This window comes from Limnohabitans sp., assembly GCF_031539105.1.
Classification (GTDB): domain Bacteria; phylum Pseudomonadota; class Gammaproteobacteria; order Burkholderiales; family Burkholderiaceae_C; genus Limnohabitans.
On sequence record NZ_JAVKLM010000018.1, the window covers coordinates 57129 to 74631 of the forward strand.

At 55.5% G+C, this 17503-nt stretch carries 22 protein-coding genes; 12 read left to right on the forward strand and 10 right to left on the reverse strand.

The genetic code is table 11. From position 1 onward, the window contains the following. The first annotated feature begins 10 nt into the window (after positions 1–10). Positions 11–1021: an inorganic phosphate transporter gene (locus RMR24_RS04855; RefSeq protein ID WP_310613958.1), complete on the forward strand. Its 1011-nt coding sequence runs from the start codon at positions 11–13 to the stop codon at positions 1019–1021. Here the strand turns inward: RMR24_RS04855 and RMR24_RS04860 are convergent, their stop codons facing one another. Next, on the reverse strand, positions 1022–1468 hold the full coding sequence (locus tag RMR24_RS04860) for a hypothetical protein (RefSeq protein ID WP_310613959.1): 447 nt from the start codon (positions 1466–1468) through the stop codon (positions 1022–1024). A 107-nt stretch (positions 1469–1575) separates the two neighbouring features. Between RMR24_RS04860 and rpsP the strand changes: the two genes are divergently transcribed. The 6 genes from rpsP (at position 1576) to RMR24_RS04890 (ending at position 5417) form a co-directional block, all read left to right on the forward strand. Beyond that, on the forward strand, positions 1576–1830 hold the full coding sequence (rpsP, locus tag RMR24_RS04865) for a 30S ribosomal protein S16 (protein WP_310614075.1): 255 nt from the start codon (positions 1576–1578) through the stop codon (positions 1828–1830). A gap of 18 nt (positions 1831–1848) precedes the next feature. Next, entirely contained in the window at positions 1849–2412 is a 564-nt protein-coding gene (gene rimM / locus RMR24_RS04870; protein ID WP_310613960.1) for a ribosome maturation factor RimM, read from the forward strand. Between the two features lie 24 nt (positions 2413–2436). Then, positions 2437–3198: a tRNA (guanosine(37)-N1)-methyltransferase TrmD gene (gene trmD / locus RMR24_RS04875; RefSeq protein WP_310613961.1), complete on the forward strand. Its 762-nt coding sequence runs from the start codon at positions 2437–2439 to the stop codon at positions 3196–3198. A 92-nt stretch (positions 3199–3290) separates the two neighbouring features. Next, positions 3291–3686 (forward strand): 50S ribosomal protein L19, encoded by a 396-nt coding sequence (rplS, locus tag RMR24_RS04880; RefSeq protein WP_104801005.1) that lies wholly within the window; start codon positions 3291–3293, stop codon positions 3684–3686. Positions 3687–3743: 57 nt separating this feature from the next. After that, a complete protein-coding gene (locus tag RMR24_RS04885; protein WP_310613962.1) occupies positions 3744–4418 on the forward strand; it encodes a CoA pyrophosphatase in 675 nt (224 codons plus the stop codon). Between the two features lie 39 nt (positions 4419–4457). After that, positions 4458–5417 carry a CobD/CbiB family protein gene (locus tag RMR24_RS04890; RefSeq protein WP_310613963.1) on the forward strand — a complete coding sequence of 320 codons (960 nt, stop codon included), beginning with the start codon at positions 4458–4460 and terminating at the stop codon, positions 5415–5417. A 52-nt stretch (positions 5418–5469) separates the two neighbouring features. On the opposite strand, the gene rsgA is transcribed toward RMR24_RS04890, so the two are convergent. After that, complete coding sequence (gene rsgA / locus RMR24_RS04895) at positions 5470–6357, reverse strand: ribosome small subunit-dependent GTPase A (protein ID WP_310613964.1); 888 nt, start codon at positions 6355–6357, stop codon at positions 5470–5472. Continuing rightward, entirely contained in the window at positions 6354–7610 is a 1257-nt protein-coding gene (locus RMR24_RS04900; RefSeq protein WP_310614076.1) for a M48 family metallopeptidase, read from the reverse strand. Before RMR24_RS04900 ends, rsgA begins: the two co-directional genes overlap by 4 nt. A 40-nt stretch (positions 7611–7650) precedes the next feature. Here RMR24_RS04900 and orn point away from each other — a divergent pair, with 40 nt between their 5' ends. Further along, positions 7651–8241, forward strand: coding sequence for an oligoribonuclease (orn, locus tag RMR24_RS04905; protein ID WP_310613965.1), 591 nt, complete (start codon positions 7651–7653; stop codon positions 8239–8241). A 217-nt stretch (positions 8242–8458) separates the two neighbouring features. Continuing rightward, entirely contained in the window at positions 8459–10435 is a 1977-nt protein-coding gene (locus RMR24_RS04910; protein ID WP_310613966.1) for a DEAD/DEAH box helicase, read from the forward strand. A 96-nt stretch (positions 10436–10531) separates the two neighbouring features. Here the strand turns inward: RMR24_RS04910 and RMR24_RS04915 are convergent, their stop codons facing one another. From RMR24_RS04915 to RMR24_RS04930, 4 genes are read right to left on the reverse strand one after another with little or no spacing between them, the layout of a single operon-like run. Next, a complete protein-coding gene (locus RMR24_RS04915; RefSeq protein WP_310613967.1) occupies positions 10532–11131 on the reverse strand; it encodes a 2-hydroxychromene-2-carboxylate isomerase in 600 nt (199 codons plus the stop codon). Positions 11132–11150: 19 nt separating this feature from the next. Beyond that, positions 11151–11324: a hypothetical protein gene (locus RMR24_RS04920; RefSeq protein ID WP_310613968.1), complete on the reverse strand. Its 174-nt coding sequence runs from the start codon at positions 11322–11324 to the stop codon at positions 11151–11153. Then, positions 11302–11517 carry a SlyX family protein gene (locus RMR24_RS04925; protein WP_310613969.1) on the reverse strand — a complete coding sequence of 72 codons (216 nt, stop codon included), beginning with the start codon at positions 11515–11517 and terminating at the stop codon, positions 11302–11304. The genes RMR24_RS04920 and RMR24_RS04925 overlap by 23 nt, the downstream gene beginning before the upstream one ends. A gap of 14 nt (positions 11518–11531) precedes the next feature. After that, positions 11532–12119 (reverse strand): hypothetical protein, encoded by a 588-nt coding sequence (locus tag RMR24_RS04930; RefSeq protein ID WP_310613970.1) that lies wholly within the window; start codon positions 12117–12119, stop codon positions 11532–11534. A gap of 99 nt (positions 12120–12218) precedes the next feature. Here RMR24_RS04930 and RMR24_RS04935 point away from each other — a divergent pair, with 99 nt between their 5' ends. Next, a complete protein-coding gene (locus tag RMR24_RS04935; protein WP_170108465.1) occupies positions 12219–12389 on the forward strand; it encodes a hypothetical protein in 171 nt (56 codons plus the stop codon). Positions 12390–12476: 87 nt separating this feature from the next. Here RMR24_RS04935 and minE read toward each other — a convergent pair whose 3' ends face one another. The 3 genes from minE to minC are packed head-to-tail and all read right to left on the reverse strand — an operon-like array spanning position 12477 to position 14335. Then, positions 12477–12728 (reverse strand): cell division topological specificity factor MinE, encoded by a 252-nt coding sequence (minE, locus tag RMR24_RS04940; RefSeq protein WP_310613971.1) that lies wholly within the window; start codon positions 12726–12728, stop codon positions 12477–12479. Between the two features lie 3 nt (positions 12729–12731). Beyond that, positions 12732–13547, reverse strand: a complete 816-nt coding sequence (gene minD, locus RMR24_RS04945) for a septum site-determining protein MinD (RefSeq protein WP_310613972.1) — start codon at positions 13545–13547, stop codon at positions 12732–12734. 41 nt (positions 13548–13588) lie between these two features. Continuing rightward, positions 13589–14335 (reverse strand): septum site-determining protein MinC, encoded by a 747-nt coding sequence (minC, locus tag RMR24_RS04950; RefSeq protein WP_310613973.1) that lies wholly within the window; start codon positions 14333–14335, stop codon positions 13589–13591. A 71-nt stretch (positions 14336–14406) separates the two neighbouring features. Between minC and RMR24_RS04955 the strand changes: the two genes are divergently transcribed. After that, the gene (locus tag RMR24_RS04955; RefSeq protein ID WP_310613974.1) at positions 14407–16572 is read left to right on the forward strand and encodes a TonB-dependent receptor; all 2166 of its coding nucleotides are present in this window, start codon (positions 14407–14409) and stop codon (positions 16570–16572) included. Beyond that, a complete protein-coding gene (locus RMR24_RS04960; RefSeq protein ID WP_310613975.1) occupies positions 16569–17426 on the forward strand; it encodes an alpha/beta hydrolase in 858 nt (285 codons plus the stop codon). Before RMR24_RS04955 ends, RMR24_RS04960 begins: the two co-directional genes overlap by 4 nt. Positions 17427–17503 lie beyond the last annotated feature (77 nt).

Here is a 17503-nt window from a genome sequence, read left to right on the forward strand (position 1 = left end):
CGGGCTGATCATGGAAACCGTACAAACCGCCTTTTGGGTGGTCGCCTTGTTGGTCGTGCTCGCCTTGATGTTTGACTTCATGAATGGCTTTCACGACGCTGCAAACTCCATCGCTACAGTGGTGTCGACGGGTGTTTTAAAGCCCGGGCAAGCTGTTTTGTTTGCCGCCTTTTTTAACTTTGTAGCCATCTTTATCTTCCACCTCAGCGTGGCCGCTACCGTTGGTAAGGGTATTGTGCAGCCCGGTATTGTGGACACACACGTGGTGTTTGGTGCTTTGTTGGGCGCCATCACTTGGAACATCATCACTTGGTATTACGGCATTCCTAGCAGCTCGTCGCACGCTTTGATTGGCGGTATTTCGGGTGCCGTGATTGCTAAGGCTGGTACCAGCGCTTTGGTGTCTGCGGGCATTTTGAAAACCGTAGCTTTCATCTTTGTGTCACCTTTGCTGGGCTTCACTTTAGGTTCTTTGATGATGGTGGCCGTGGCTTGGATTTTTCGAAGTTTCCGCCCCTCGCGCGTGGATAAATGGTTCCGCCGTTTGCAGCTTGTGTCCGCTGGCGCCTACAGCTTGGGTCACGGTGGCAACGATGCACAAAAAACAATTGGCATTATTTGGATGTTGTTGTTAGCGACCGGTTATGCCTCAGCCGAAGATAAATCGCCACCGAGCTGGACCATCGTCAGCTGTTACATGGCCATTGGTCTAGGCACCATGTTTGGTGGCTGGCGCATTGTGAAAACCATGGGTCAGAAAATTACCAAGCTCAAACCTGTGGGTGGTTTTTGTGCCGAAACCGGCGGGGCCATGACCTTGTTTTTGGCGACTGGCTTGGGCATTCCTGTTTCCACCACGCACACCATCACGGGTGCCATCGTGGGCGTGGGCTCCACGCAGCGCGCCAGTGCGGTCCGTTGGGGCGTGGCTGGCGGCATTGTGTGGGCTTGGATCTTGACGATTCCTGCCAGCGCCTTTGTAGCTGGTGTGGCGTATTGGATCAGCCTGCAGATTTTTTAATTACTCTGACAGCTCTTTGGCTGCTTCGATTTGATACTCAAAGTAGCGCTGAAAGCTAAACACGATGCTTGACATGAGCACTGTGGTACCAATTAACAAGGCGAGCGCAATCGCACCGATGGTCAACCAATTGGTTTGACCTGCCGGTGTGTCGTTATTCTCAGTGCTGTTGAATCGCGCGTTCCAAGCTTCTGGCGTCATCAGGCCATACACGATGGCGTTCAGCGCGCACGCCGCAAAGGTGAAGCCCGCAATAGGAATGAGCCACCAGCTGGCCACATCGTCCAGGCCGTATTGCTGAACCCGCTCAACGCCGTAAATGCCCAGCGCTGTGGGGATGGGCAACAGCCAAGCCAGTGTGTCCCACATGCCAAACAGGTAAAAGCGGTGAAGCCCGAAAGGGCCGCCCACAAAGGCCAACCAAGCTGCGATGGTTTTGTTTTTCATACTCGTAGTGTAAGGCGCTATAATGGAAGGCTTTTCAGCGTGTCGCAGGCCGGGTGGCTTAGCGCGTGTCTCAAACGTTGAAAAAAATTCCACCCGAAGGATTCATCATGGTCGTCATCCGACTTTCACGCGGCGGTTCTAAAGCCCGTCCGTTTTTTAACATTGTTGTTGCCGACAAGCGCGATCGTCGCGACGGCCGTTTCATCGAGCGCATTGGTTTTTACAACCCAATCGCCAAAGGTCAAGCGGAAAGCTTGCGCGTTGCGCACGACCGTTTGACTCACTGGACCAGCGTGGGCGCACAATGTTCGCCAACCGTGATCCGTTTGGTCAAGCAAGCCGCTGCCAAGGTTGCTGCTTAATTGAACCAAAGCAATGCAATGATGCTGGGCCTTGAGTCCGCAGAACTTCCTGCGGACGCCATTGAGGTTGGGCGGATTGCAGTTGCTTGGGGCGTCAAAGGCTGGTTCAAGGTCTTGCCCCATAGCGCTTCTCCGGAGGCGCTTTTTTCTTCCAAGCGTTGGTTTTTACAACCTGCTGAGCGAGGTGCCAAAACATTTGCTGGCACCGTGCTTCTGAAAATCATCGAAGCCAAAGAACATTCTGATTCTGTGGTTGCCACGGCCCAAGAGGTGCCCGACCGCAACACCGCAGAACTGCTTAAAGGCGCGCGCATTTTTGTGTCGCGTGCGAGCTTTCCTACCCCCGAGACAGACGAGTATTACTGGGTCGACCTGATTGGCCTGGACGTGATCAACCGGGAAGGCGTGGCACTCGGCGCTGTGCGCGAGCTGTTGCACACCGGTCCACAAACCGTGTTAGTGCTTGCTTACGAGGTAGAGGGCAAGGCCCTAGAGCGCATGATTCCGTTTGTGTCTGCCTACATCGACACCGTCGATTTGGCTGGACGCCGAATCACCGCCGATTGGCAGCCCGATTACTAAATCGACCCGTCCAAGGCCATAGCCATGCGCTTTGACATCATCACGCTTTTTCCAGAGCTGTTTGAGCCGTTTTTAAAAATCGGTATCACACGTCGCGCCTACGAGGCTGGGCTGGTGGATGTGCGCTTGTGGAACCCCCGCGATTACGCCGAAGGCAACTACCGTCGTGTGGACGACCGCCCTTTTGGTGGTGGCCCCGGCATGGTGATGATGCCCGAGCCCTTGTCTGCCTGTTTGGCCGCGATTCGAGCTGACCGTGGCCAAGCCCGCGACGTGGCCCCGTTGGTGTTGTTCTCGCCGATTGGCGAGACGCTGCGTCACGCGGCCGTGCAGCGCTGGTCGGACAGCCAAGGCGCAGTACTACTCTGTGGCCGCTACGAAGGCGTGGACCAGCGGTTTATCGACACGCATGTGGATGTGCAAATCAGCATCGGCGATTTTGTGTTGTCGGGTGGTGAATTGGCGGCCATGACCTTGTTGGATGCCGTGGCTCGCTTACAGCCAGGCGTGCTCAATGACGAGGGCAGCCACCAGCTCGACAGTTTCAACCCCGCTTTGGACGGTTTGCTCGACTGCCCTCATTACACCCGTCCCGAGCAGTGGCAGGGGCAGGGCGTGCCTTCAGCGCTGGTGTCTGGCCATCACATCAACATCGAGCGCTGGCGCCGTGACCAACGTTTGCTACTCACTGCCCGCCTGCGCCCAGAGCTGATTGATGCTGCCCGCGCCGAGTGTAAGCTCACGGCGCAAGACGAAGCTGTTTTAAAGGCTCAAAACTCGCTATAATGGTGGGCTTTTCGATCCTCTGGTCGGCCGCTTCGTGCCTTTGATGCAAGAAGCCTTTTGTGTAGCGCGACCAAGATCCTTTAGAGGAAAACATGAACTTAATCCAAACTCTCGAGGCAGAAGAAATTGCTCGCCTCGCTAAAGTTATCCCCGAATTCGCACCTGGCGACACAGTCATTGTGAGCGTCAACGTGGTTGAAGGTACACGCAAGCGTGTGCAGGCCTACGAAGGTGTGGTGATCGCTAAGCGTAATCGTGGCCTCAACAGCGGCTTCACAGTTCGCAAAATGTCTAGCGGCGAAGGCGTGGAGCGTACGTTCCAAACTTACAGCCCCTTGATCGCGAGCATCGAAGTCAAGCGTCGCGGTGATGTGCGTCGTGCCAAGTTGTACTACTTGCGCGACCGTAGCGGTAAGTCTGCCCGTATCAAAGAAAAATTGGTCAGCAAGTCGGCCGCAGCGCTCAAAGCCGCAGCAGCCGCTAAATAAGCAGGTTCCACCTTGCTTAGAAGCCACCCCAAGTGAAAGCTTGCGGTGGCTTTTTCTATGTCCAAACTCCCAGCCTTTGACCCACAACTTGTGCCTGTGTTCCAAGTGGACACGCACTTGGCAGCTGTGCCTGCAGAGCACCTCACGCCTGACGCTTTACAGGCACGGTTTGCCAATCCGCCGGTGTGGCAGCCCGAGCTCTTGCGCGAGCGCAAGTTCATGGACCGCGCACCCGCCCAAGCGGCTGTGTTGCTGGGGCTGGTGATGCGTGATGAACCCACCGTGCTGCTCACCCAGCGCCCCGCGCATATGTCCACGCACGCAGGGCAAATTGCCTTTGCGGGCGGCAAGTGTGACGAGGGCGATGCCGATGTGGCTGCCACTGCCTTGCGTGAGGCGCACGAAGAGGTGGGGCTAGACGCCCGCCATGTGCAGGTGCTCGGCACCTTGCCTGAATACGTGACGGGCTCAGCGTTTTATGTCACGCCCGTGGTGGCCTTGATATCGCCGGCTATGACGCTGCAACTTAACACCCACGAGGTGTCAGATGCGTTTGAAGTTCCTTTGGCGTATTTGATGAACCCCGCCAACCACCGCTGGCACCGCTATGAGTTTGAAGGGGTGACACGCGAATGGCTGTCCATGCCTTACCAAGACGGTGAACAGCAGCGTTTTGTGTGGGGTGCGACGGCTGGCATGCTGCGCAACTTTTACCGCTTCTTGCTGGCTTGAGGCACTTAAATTGCGTTGACCTGCCGCTATCATCCGAGCATGAGTTTTCTTTCCCTGCTACTTGCGTTGTTGATTGAACAAGCCCGTCCTTTGGTACGCGGCAATTGGGTGCATGGCACCGTGCGCACGTGGGTCAATTGGATCAGTCAGACTTTGGACGCTGGTCATCCGCGTCTGGCATGGACCACTTGGTTGTTGGCGGTGGGGTTGCCAGCGGTCATTGCCGCGGTGGTGCATTGGTTTTTGATTGGTGTGTTTGGATGGCCTGTGGCCATGATTTGGAGCGTGGCGGTGTTGTACGTCACCTTGGGTTTTCGCCAGTTCAGCCACCATTTCACTGACATTCGTGATGCTTTGGATGTGGGCGACGAGCGCTTAGCGCGTGAACTACTGGCCGAGTGGCAGCACGTGGAAGTGGGAAGTTTGCCGCGCAGCGAATTGCTGCGTCATGTGATTGAGCATTCTGTGCTGTCAGCACACCACCATGTGTTTGGTGTGTTGACTTGGTTTTCTATTTTGGCCGCTTTAGGCTTTGGCCCCGCAGGTGCGGTGATTTACCGCATGAGCGACATGGTGGCGCATGCTTGGCAAGCGCAACCCAAAGCCACCAAAGGCTGGGTGAGCGATACCTTGCAAAACGCAGCACGGGAAGCATGGCGTCGTGTCGATTGGCTGCCTGCACGTTTGACCGCCGTGGCCTTTGCCGTGGTGGGTAACTTTGAAGAAGCCATCGACTGCTGGCGCACCCACGCGCAGCGCTTTCCTGATGACAACGACGGTGTTGTGCTGGCCGCTACGGCTGGTGCTTTGAATGTGCGTTTGGGTGGCGAAGCTTTGCGTGCAGAAGACGGCAGTGATGAAAACTTCGACAGCGAAAGCACTCCGGGCCGCACACCAGAAACGGCCCATTTATCTAGCGTGGTGGGTTTGGTCTGGCGCAGCGTGGTGCTGTGGATGGTGCTGTTGGCCTTGCTCACTTTGGCCCGCTTACTGGGTTAAATCTCGGGGTGCAGCGTAGCGTTTAATCGTTCACGTTTCAGTAGTTCACAGGCTAGTAATTCACAGGCTGCGTGAGCTCAGCAAACAACATGCCGTAGAGCTTGTAGCGCGACGTGCTGATCGCCCCTGCGTTTGCCGCATCTTGTACGCCGCATGAAGGTTCGTGCAAATGCGTGCAGTTGTAAAACTTGCAGTGCGCCACATGCGGCTTGAAGTCGGGCATGTAAGCTGCCAACTGCATGGCGTCGATGTGATGCACGCCAAATTCTTGAAAACCAGGCGAGTCAATCAAACCCGTCTTGCGCTCAGCATCCACCCAATGCCAGGTGGTCGATGTGGTGGTGTGTTTGCCCGAATTTAGCGCTTGCGAAATTTCGGCTGTGGCCACATTGGCATTGGGCACCAATGCGTTGATGAGGGTACTTTTGCCTGTGCCCGAGGGGCCCAGCACCAAGGTGGTTTTGTGCTTCAAGCGCTCTGGCAAGTCGCCTAAATCACCCGATTTAAATGCACCTTGCAGCACGGTGTAGCCCATCTTCACGTAAGGCTCAAGGCGGGAGAAAGCTCGCGCATGCAGCTCAGTCAAATCGCGCTTGTTGAGCACGATGATGGGCGTGATGTGCTCCGCCTCGGCGGCAATAAGGGCTCGCGTGAGCTGCATCTCAGAGAACTCAGGCTCGGCCGCCAAAAGAATAAGCACTTGGTCTAAGTTGGCTGCAAACGACTTGGTGCGTATCTCATCTTGTCGGTAAAACAAGTTGTGACGTGGCTCAACTTTTTCGATCGTGCCCTCGTCTGTGCTGGCCAACCATTGCACACGGTCGCCCACGACCACTTGGCTTTTCTTGCCACGCGGGTGGCAAATGCGACGCTCGCCATCAGGTGTTTCCACCACACAGTGTCGTCCGTGGCTGGCCACCACTAGGCCGATTTGCTTCATGCAGCCATCCGCGCCAAGCGCTGTGAAGCGGGCGGGTGCGAGTAGTAAAACGCCACGTACCAAGGGTCTGGCGTGAGGGTGGATGCGTTATCTTGGTAGAGCTTAAGCAAGGCGTTAGCCAGCGCTTTGCCATCGCTGTTGGCGACGGCATACGCGTCGGCTTCAAACTCAAACTTGCGTGAGCGACGGGCCGACAAGGGCGACACAAAGAAGGTGAACAAAGGCAGCACCAACATGAACAACAACAATGCCAATGCGCTGTTGTTGCCGTTCAAATTGGGCATCACGCCCAAGCCTGTGTAAAACCAAACTTGCTGTGATACCCAGCCTAGCAAAGCGAGTCCAGCCAAACTGGTGGCAAAGCTGGTGGCCATCATTTTCAAAATGTGGCGGTGTTTGAAGTGGCCCAGTTCATGAGCTAGAACGGCTTCCATTTCGTCGCCATTTAACTTGGCCAGCAGCGTGTCAAAAAACACCACGCGCTTGGCCGCACCAAAGCCTGTGAAAAATGCATTCGAGTGGGCTGAGCGGCGGCTGCCATCCATCACAAAAAAGCCTTTGGCAGTGAAGCCCGAGCGGGTCATCAGCGCGGTGACGCGCTCTTTGAGCGTGGCGTCTTCCAACGGAGTGAACTTGTTAAATAAGGGCATGATGACGTTGGGTGCAATCCACATCACAAACAGTTGGTACACCACCAAGGCCACCCAGGTATAGATCCACCACAGCACGCCGCCCGCTTGCATGAGCCACAGCACAAGCCACAGAATGGGCAAGCCCAGCGCCATGCCCACCAACAAGCCTTTGAGCATGTCGCTCACCCACAGCTTCGGCGTGGTGTTGTTAAAGCCAAAACGTTGCTCAATGCCAAAGGTTTGAAACAAAGACAAGGGCAGGCCAATCAAGCCGCCAATCAAGCTAAAGCTGACCACCAGCATGATTTGTTGGCCTATGCCTTCGCCCATCCAATCCAGCGTGACTTGGTTGAGCAGGTCTAAGCCACCGAGTAATGTCCACGCCATCAGCGTGATGGCATCAAGCCCTAAGTCGGCCACGCCCACGCGCGCTTTGGCTAGCGTGTAATCAGCCGCTTTTTGGTGTGCGTCTAAGCTGATGGTGTGCGCGAAGGCCGCAGGCACTTGGGCTCTGTGTTGCGCCACGTGGCGCACTTGACGGCCGCTGAGCCACAGTTTGGTGAGCAGGTTGGCCACTAGCAGAACTGCCAGCGTCAAGGTCATCGCGAGAGAGGGATTCATCATGGAGGAGGAGTTTAGATGATGGGCGACAATCTCATCCATGTCTGAAGTTGCAACCACTCCTGTTACCCCCGTCGTCCCCAAACTCGCCAAGTCAGACCTGAACTTGGTTTGGCTGGATTGCGAAATGTCTGGCCTTGATCCTGAGCGCGAGCGCTTGCTTGAAATTGCGGTCATCGTGACCAGCCCCGATTTGTCGGTGCGCATTGAAGGCCCCGTATTCGTCATTCACCAAAGCGATGAGTTGCTGAGCAAGATGGACGCATGGAACAAAGGCACGCACGGCAAGAGCGGGCTGATTGACAAAGTCAAAGCCTCCACCGTGACCGAAGAACAAGCGCAAGAGCAACTGATTGCTTTCATGAAGCCCTATGTGTCCAAAGGCGCGTCGCCCATGTGTGGCAACACCATTGGCCAAGACCGCCGTTTCTTGAATAAATACATGCCCAAGCTCGAAGGTTGGTTTCACTACCGCAATGTGGATGTGAGCACGCTCAAAGAGCTGTCGCGTCGCTGGAAGCCGGAAGTGTTGAATGCCTTTAAAAAGGCCCAGAAACACACAGCCTTGGCCGATGTGCACGAGTCGATTGACGAGATGATTCACTACCGTGAACACTTCTTGAAACTTTAATTAGGTAAAAACCCGAATTCGTGCCATAATCAAGGTCTTCGCTACAAAGCAGTAGCGAATTTGTACATCTCCCTTCATTCACCGGGCTCGCCAAATGAGCCCCAAGCACTGAATAAACCCCTAGCGGGTCAGAGCAGGTTCCGTTTGATGGTTGATGTTTTTTAACCTAGAACGGAGCAGCCGCACAACTTGTGGCGCTCACGTGCGAGAAAAAATCATGACTGACACTTTAAATGTGACAGGCGAATTTGCGCCTGCCGAAACTATTTCTATGGCTGCTGAAAATGCAGTTTCCACTGAGGGCGTTCACACTCCTGAAGTTGCCCACGCTGAAGCTGAAGCACCTCAAGTCGACGTGCCCAACGGCTTCGTCGAACTGGGCTTGGCACCTGAACTGGTGCAAGCTGTGGCCGATCTTGGCTACACGCAACCCACCACGGTTCAACTCAAAACCATTCCTTTGGCTTTGCCATCTGCCAACGCAGATGCCAAGGCAGGCTTCATCGACTTGATGGTGTCCAGCCAAACAGGTAGCGGCAAAACAGCGGCTTTCTTGTTGCCTGTGTTGCACACCTTGCTCCAGCAGCAAGCGCAAGCCGATGCCGCTGACAAAGCAGCTTGGGACAAGCTCGTGGCGGATGCTGCGGCCAATGGCGAAGAGCCACCCAAGCGCGCCAAGCGCAAAGACCCCACCAACACACGCAACTTCAAAGCCCCAACTCCTGGCGCCTTGATTGTTTGCCCAACCCGCGAATTGGCACAACAGGTGGCGCATGACGCCATCGACTTGGTTAAGCATTGCCGTGGTTTGCGCGTGGCCAACGTGGTGGGCGGCATGCCTTACCAGTTGCAAATTGCCAAACTGCAAAACGCTGACTTGGTGGTGGCTACACCTGGCCGTCTGCTCGACCTGCAACGTTCCATGCAAATCAAGTTGGACAAAGTTCAATTCTTGGTGGTGGACGAAGCCGACCGTATGTTGGACCTCGGTTTCTCGGACGACTTGGCAGAAATCAACCAGCTCACCATCGACCGCAAGCAAACCATGATGTTCAGCGCCACGTTTGCGCCGCGCATTCAGCAGTTGGCCACACGCGTCATGCGTCAACCCCAACGCGTGCAAATTGACTCACCTCAAGAAAAGCACAACAACATTCGTCAAGTGCTGCATTGGGCGGACAACGCGCAACACAAGCGCCGTTTGTTGGACCACCTCTTGCGCGACACCACGATCAACCAAGCCATCATCTTTGCCAGCACCCAAATCGAGTGCGACGGTTTGGCCAATGACTTGCAACAAGAAGGCTTCTCCGCTGTTGCTTTGCACGGCGCTTTGAGCCAAGGCTTGCGTAACCGTCGCTTGATGGCTTTGCGTCAAGGTCAAGTGCAGTTCTTGGTGGCAACCGACGTGGCCGCTCGCGGCATTGACGTGCCCACAGTGACGCACGTGTTCAACTTTGGCTTGCCGATGAAGTCTGAGGATTACACCCACCGCATTGGCCGTACCGGTCGTGCTGGCCGTGATGGCTTGGCGATCACTTTGGCTGAGTTCCGCGACAAGCGCAAAATTTATGACATCGAAGCCTACACACGCCAGCAGTTCACGGCTGAAGTGATTCCAGGCATGGAACCCACTCAACGCGTTGAACAACGTGGCGGCGCTGGTCGTGACTACGACCGCAAAGGCGGCGGCAAGTTTGGCGGCGGTGGTAACCGTGGCGGCTTCGGCGGCGGCAACAAGTTTGGTGGCGGCGGTGGACGCTTTGAAGGCAACGGCCAAGGCCGCTTTGAGCCACGTTCGGAAGGTCGTTCTGAGGGCCGCTTTGAAGGTCGTTCAGACAACGCACCTCGTGGCAACAGTTTCGAGCCACGTCAAGGTGCACCGCGCGGCAACTTCGGCGATAACCGCGGTTTCGGTGAAAACCGTGGCTTCGGCGGTGATAGTCGTGGTGCTCCACGTGGCAACTTTGGCGAAGGCCAAGGCGCACCACGCGGCAACTTCGGTGCCCCACGTAGCTTCGAAGACCGCGCACCGCGCAGCTTTGATGACCGTGCCCCAGCACGTGGCCCACGCGCCCCGTTCGAAGCAGGTCGCACACCTTTTGACAAGCCAGCACGCCCAGCGGCAGGCAAGTCGTTTGGTGGCGGTTTTGATGCCAAGAAGCGCGCACCTAAGCCACGCACACCTCGTTAATGAGTAGCCGCTTCACAGCGGCCTCAAACGCATTCAGCCACCGCGTTGCACCTTGTGTGCAACTCCGGTGGCTGAATTGTTTGTGGGCGGTGCTTTTTACGGCTTGAGTGCGTCGGCCACAAAGTCCAAACGGTCTTGACCCCAAAACATCTCGCCGTCCACCACAAAGGTGGGCGCGCCAAACACTTGGGCGTTGATCGCGCTTTGGGTGTAGCTGTCATAGCGTGTTTGCACTTCGGGCGTGTTGGACAACGCCAAGCAGGCGGCATCCAGTTGGTGTTCGCTTAGCAGGCTTGCCAAAGTAGCGGCATCTGCAATGTCGCGTTCCTCGTGCCACACGGCTGATAGCACCGCACCTGTGATGGCTAAGGCTGCATCGGAGCCGTGGTGCATATCCACCGCAATGATGAGCTTGGCCGAAGGGTCACCGGCCACGGGAAAGAACTTGGGATGTAAATTTAATGGCAGATTCAGCGCCTTGCTGAAGCGCGTCAACTCGATCAAGCGATACGCTTGGCGTTGCGGCGCACGTTTGCCCAAGGGCAAACCACCCGATATGGGAAACACTTGGCCTAAATCCATGGGTATCACACGCACCGTAGCGCCTGCTGCTTTGGCAATTTGCACAAAGCGTTGGTGGCCCAAATATGCCCAAGGACTCATGGGGGCAAGGTAGTAATCAACGGTTTTTGACATGGGAATCTCCTTCTTAAACTTAGATGAAGACGATCGACAGCATGGCCGCATCGTCAATCAGGTTGATGGTGGCGTAAGCACTGAGCCTGTAAAGCGTAGAAAGCACAAGCTCACCCAATTCATATGTGTGCGATGTTTGCATGGCTTCAGTCATGGGCTTGATGGCTGCCTCAGTAGTGCGGTGGCAGTTCATCGCGCAAACTGGTGAACCCGCCCGATCCGCCATCTGGCGTTTGTTGGCGCAACTGGCTCACTTCGCGAATGAGCGCGTCGATTTGCTGCTGCTGTTGAAAAATGGTTTGGTTGAGTTGCTCTACCAAGTCTTCGGTGAAGCTGGCCTTCACTTCTAAATTCATCAGGCGTTTGTCTATGTCTGTGTGTGGCATTTATGGATTGGTTTTTATTTGAGTTTGGCCAGTTCGGAGCGCAGATTTTCCAGTTCGTCCTTGTAGCTTTGGGCATTGCCAAAGTCAACAAAGCCGGTGTAATAGGGGTGAGCTGCCATGATTTTGCGGGCGTGCTTGATGGGGCACCAATATTGCTCGGTGCGAGCGACCACTTCGCGGCCATAGGCCATCACGCCATTGCCGTAGGAGCAATAGGCACAGTTGATTTTTTCAATCAGATTCAGGTAGGCCAAATGCGTGCGGTCATACACAAAGTAGTCGCTGCGTTTGACGCGGGCAAGCCCATAAGCCCGAAAACAAATATGCTGGTAGATCGTGACGGAGATGTCTAGCAACAGGATGGGAAGTAAAAGGGCGTAAATCACGGGGGCGGTCAGCACGCTCCATAAGTTGGCGGTGAGCAGGTAGGCCATCGCGCCTGTTTTGAAGCGGCGTTGCTGTTCTAACACTTCGCGCTCAAAGCGCACACGGGTTTCGTCGAAGTCTGCTTGCAGTTCAGCGCGCTTGCGTTTCATTTCAAGCTCGATCTCTGACTCCATGTGCTGGATGCGGGCGAGCAATTCGCTGATGATTGGATTCATAAATGCCTTTGGTTTGGTCGATTATGGGCGGTTACATGCGAAAATACGCCAAACATGTGGCCTAATTAGGGGCTGTAACTTTTTTAATTGGAAAATTTCATGGGAAACAAAATCGTCACCGAAGCCGACCGCCAACGCGCACCAAAACCAATCCCACTGCCAGGCACCATGCTGCGCACCGGTGGTCGTGGCCAACGTGTGAGTCTTGAGCGCGGTGTTGCGACACGTAGCAAAAAGAACCCTGGCAAGCGTTCAAACAAAGGCGGTTAATTCCCCTTTTGCTTGAAAAAGCCAAATAAAAAGCGACCCTCGGGTCGCTTTTTGTTTTAGCGAGTACTTAAACCCTTCACTCGACATTTACTCTGGCAATTCGATTTTGACTTCGAGCACTTCGAGGTTGTCGTGACGTTCCAAATTGACCTTGATGTCGTTTGGATTGATCTTCACGTATTTAGACAACACGGCTACCAAATCGCGCTGCAAATCAGGCAGGTAGTCGGGCTGTGGGTTACGGCCCGTACGCTCGTGGGTGAGGATGAACTGCAAACGTTCTTTGGCAACGTTCGCCGTTTTTTTCTTTTCACCGAGCAAGAAAGAGAGCACAGACATGGCTTACTTCCCACCAAACATGCGTTTGAGGAAACCAGGCTTGACGTGCTCGGTAAAGCGCATGGGCACGTCTTCGCCCAAGAAGCGGCTGATCACGTCTTTGTAGGCTTCTGACACGTCGGTGTTGTCCAAATGCACCGCTGGCAAGCCTTGGTTAGACGCAGTCAACACGGTTTCTGATTCTGGAATCACGCCGATCAATGGAATGCGCAAGATGTCTTGAATGTCTTCGAGCGACAGCATGTGGCCTTCTTCCACGCGGCTGGGGTTGTAGCGCGTGATGAGCAAGTGTTCTTTGATGGGCGTGTCGCCGTCAATGGCACGTTTGGTTTTGCTGCTGAGCATGCCCAAGATGCGGTCAGAATCGCGCACCGAAGACACTTCAGGGTTGGTGACCACCAAGGCTTCATCGGCAAAGTGCATGGCCATCATGGCGCCCACTTCGATGCCCGCAGGGGAATCGCAGACTATGTAGTCAAACTTCATTTCTTTGAGTTCGTTCAACACGCGCTCCACGCCGTCTTGTGACAGCGCGTCTTTATCGCGTGTTTGCGAGGCGGCCAGCACGAACAAGTTGTCGCACTGCTTGTCTTTGATCAAGGCTTGGTTCAGCGTGGCTTCGCCGTTGATGACGTTGATGAAGTCATACACCACACGACGCTCGCAACCCATGATGAGGTCGAGGTTACGCAGGCCGACGTCAAAGTCGATGACCACCGTTTTGAAGCCGCGCAAAGCGAGGCCAGAGGAAAAACTGGCGCTGGTCGTGGTCTTGCCTACGCCGCCCTTGCCAGAAGTCACCACCACGATTTTTGTCATGAATAAAGCCTTAGTTGTTTCTGTTATTTGATCTGCAAATTTTACAGTGCTTGGATCACCAACTTATCACCCTGTAGGCTGATTTGCGCGGCTTTGCCAGCGACATCCGCTGGCAGTGGCGCATCGCCGCTGGTGCGGTAAGTCCCAGCAATCGACAGCAACTCGGCTTCTAGGCATGAGGTGAAGATGCGTGCCTGTTCATCGCCGCGAGCGCCCGCAATGGCTTTACCACGCAGTGGTGAGTACACATGGATGTGGCCATCGGCCATGATTTCGGCGCCGGGGTTGACCATGGCCAACACGATCAGGTCGCGGCCTTTGGCATACACGTGCTGGCCAGACCGCAATGGTTTGTCGATGACCATGGCTGCGCCGCTGCCAGTTTGCACCTCGCGCACCACCTCGACTTCTCGAATCACCTCTTGCACCACGGTTTCCACGCGTGTGGTTGCTGGTGCTTGAATGCTCAAATCGCTTGCTTCAAACAAGCCCGCCTTACGTGCATTAGTTAATTGGTGTTCATTTGCGCCACGCACCGCCACAGGCAGCATTTGGTGCGTGCGCAGCATCAGGCACACCGAGGCGAGGTCGAGCTGGTGGTTGGGGTCTTCTAGGACGCTCAGATCGATCACCACGGGGTCGTTGTCAAAGAAGCCGGGGGTTGCACCTAGGCGGCGAGCCATATCGGCTTGCAGGGCTGATGTGTCAGGGGTTTTGAGGAGAAAAGACACCAAGGGCAATGAGGCACTTTTGATTTCGTAGGCGTGTGGCGCAGCAGCTTGGCTCATGGAACTTGCGTGAAAAAGAAAACCTGAACTTTACACGGCAAGGACATTGATACCTCGGTAAACTTTTTGCCATGCAACTCACGCCTAACGCTCGCACATTACTTGTTCCTTTTGCTTTAAGCACGTTTGCCGCTTTGGCCCAGCAAACCACCGCACCTGCGGCTGCCACATCGGACATGGGCCGTATTGAAATTACCAGCGGCCGCGACAACGAGACACAACAGCGCCGTGAATCCACCGCCAGCAAAATTGTGATTGGCCGAGAAGAAATTGAACGTCAAGGCGACTCCAACCTCGGCGAAATATTGAAGCGCATGCCCGGCATCACCTTGGGCGGTGCGCCAGGCCGAGGTGGTGGCATTCGCATGCGCGGTTTGAGCCAAGGCTACACACAAATCTTGCTCGATGGCCAACGCGTGCCACCCGGCTTCTCGGTGGAGTCCCTCACACCAGAGATGATTGAGCGTGTGGAAATTTACCGCGCTCCCACGGCTGAGACGGGCGCACAAGCCATTGCCGGCACCATCAACATCATCACGCGCGAAGGCCGCAAAGGCATGCCCACCGAGTTGAAAGTGGGCTCGTCTTTTCAAGGGGGCTACGCATCGCCCTCGGCTTCTTTGGTCAAGTACCACGATGCCGAGAAGTGGACGGCCAACTACACGCTCTCTGTCAACCGCTATGCAGCGCCTGACCACAGCGAGAACGATTTAACGCGCACCGATGGCACAGGCACCACCTTGCGTCATCGCGTGAGCGACAGCCATTACGGCCGCGAAGGCATGAATGCCACGGCGCGTTTGCAGCTCAAGGGAGATCCGGGCGAGACCTTCACCTTGATGCCGTTCATCGCGCTTTCACAAGGGTCAACGCCCGGGCTGATTCAAACCAATCAAACCTCACCCGCCGCGCTGACCACGGGTTCCACCAGTGCCACCACCAACAACGACAACCACTTCATGGTGGCACGCTTGAACGGTCAGTGGCGTCGCAAGCTATCGACGGATAGCAATATGGAGTGGAAGTTCAACCTGGGCGGCTGGAACAGCCACAACGAGTATCAGCAAGTTTCTGGCAACGGTTATTTGTTGCCGAACGTCAAAGACGACACACACACCCGAGACCGCTCGGCCAACCTCAGCGGTAAATACACCAATGTGATGGGCGGCGGTCATCAGTGGGTAAGTGGTGGCGAGGTGGAATCGGTGCGTCGCACCCAGTCGACCGTGGGTGCTTATCAAACCATCTCGGGTAGCGCAGATTTCAGCGCCAGTTCGATGCGTTATGCCATGTACTCGCAAGACGAGTGGCAGCTGACGCCGAATTGGTCAAGCCATGTGGGCGCTCGTTATGAAGGTTTGACCACCCAGGGCAGCACCAGCGCGGGCGATGTGACCAACAACAACAGTGTGTTTACACCTTTGTTGCATGCCATGTGGCGCCCAAACCCCGATAGTCGCGACCAAGTGCGCACGAGTCTCACGCGTAGTTTCAAAACGCCGACCATGCCCACCTTGCTGGCGCGTCGCACCTACACACGAGACAGCAACAGCGCTACCAATCCTGATGTGTCTGGTAACCCCAGTCTCAAGCCAGAAGTTGCTACCGGCTTAGATGTGGCCGTTGAGCGCTATTTGCCACAAGGCGGTGTGTTGAGCGCCAGTGTTTTTCACCGACGTGTGGAAAACCTTATTCGCAATGTGACCACGCTAGAGCCAGGCGTGAATGGCCGTTGGTTGTCTAGTCCGCAAAACATCAGCGAAGCCGTGACACAAGGCCTTGAGCTAGAGGCCAAGTTCCGCATGGACCAGTGGATTGCCGACGCCCCACACATTGACTTACGCAATAACCTGAGCTTCTACCGATCACGTGTGCTCAGCATCATGGGGCCCGATAACCGACTGGATCAACAGCCGGGCATGACGGCTAACTTTGGTGCTGATTACCGACTCAAAGCCGCACCGCTCACGGTGGGTGGCAATATCAATTACAACCCCGGCTACAGCACCCGCTTGAGTGCTGAGCAGCTCACCACCATCTCGCAAAAGCGCGTGATGGATGTGTACGGTTTGTGGCGCGTCGACAGCAGCACCGCATGGCGCTTGACGTTGAGCAATCTTGATCCACGCAACTACAACACCGGCAGCGTCTATAGCGGTAACGGTGTGACGGAAAACAGCCGCACCCAAAACAGCAGCTGGACCAACGTGCAAATTCTTCTGGAGAAAAAACTATGACCCAACATGATGGTGCTTGGTACGACCGCATGTACAACAACCGCGCTTTGGTGCCCGAGCATGCGGCCCACTTTGTGCATTGGAGCGAGGCATCCGCTCACGTGCGTGCCACGCACCGCTGCTTCGAAGACGTGGCCTATGGCCGTGGCTTGAACGAAACCCTGGATATTTTTCCTAGCGACACAGCCGGCGATAAAGCCCCTGTGGTGGTGTTCATCCATGGCGGCTATTGGCGCTCACTCGACAAGGCCGACCATTCGTTCATCGCGCCCACCTTCACTGCGCAAGGCGCCCATGTGGTGGTGCCCAACTACGCGCTGTGTCCCGCCGTGACGGTGTCAGATATCACCCTGCAAATGGTCAAGTGCGTGGCTTGGGTGTGGCGCAATATCCACCGCTTTGGTGGCGACCCTAGTCGCATCACTTTGGTAGGGCATTCAGCAGGCGGCCATTTGGTAACCATGTTGTTGGCATGCGATTGGAAAGCCTATGCAGCTGATTTGCCCGCGCATTTGGTCACCAAAGCCCTGTCGATTTCCGGCTTGTATGAGCTTGAGTCTGTACAAGCCACGCCATACCTCAAGGACAGCTTACGACTGACCGATGACGTGGTGCTGCGCAACAGCCCCGCTTGGATGCCAGCGCCCAAGCAAGGCACGCTCTACAGCGTGGCGGGTGGCATCGAGAGCGAAGAATTTATTCGACACAACTTTTTGATTCAGCAGGCTTGGGGAAAAGACCGCGTGCCTGTGGCCGAGACCTTGGAAGGCTTGCAGCACTTCAGCATTGTTGAGGCCATGACACAGCAGGGCAGTCGCCTGAACACGCTGGCGCTTGAGTTGCTACACAAGTAAAAAACCACAGCAATGAAAAAGCCTGTCATGCGCAAAGCAGACAGGCTTTTTTGTTTGGCCAAAATTTGGCCAAAGTG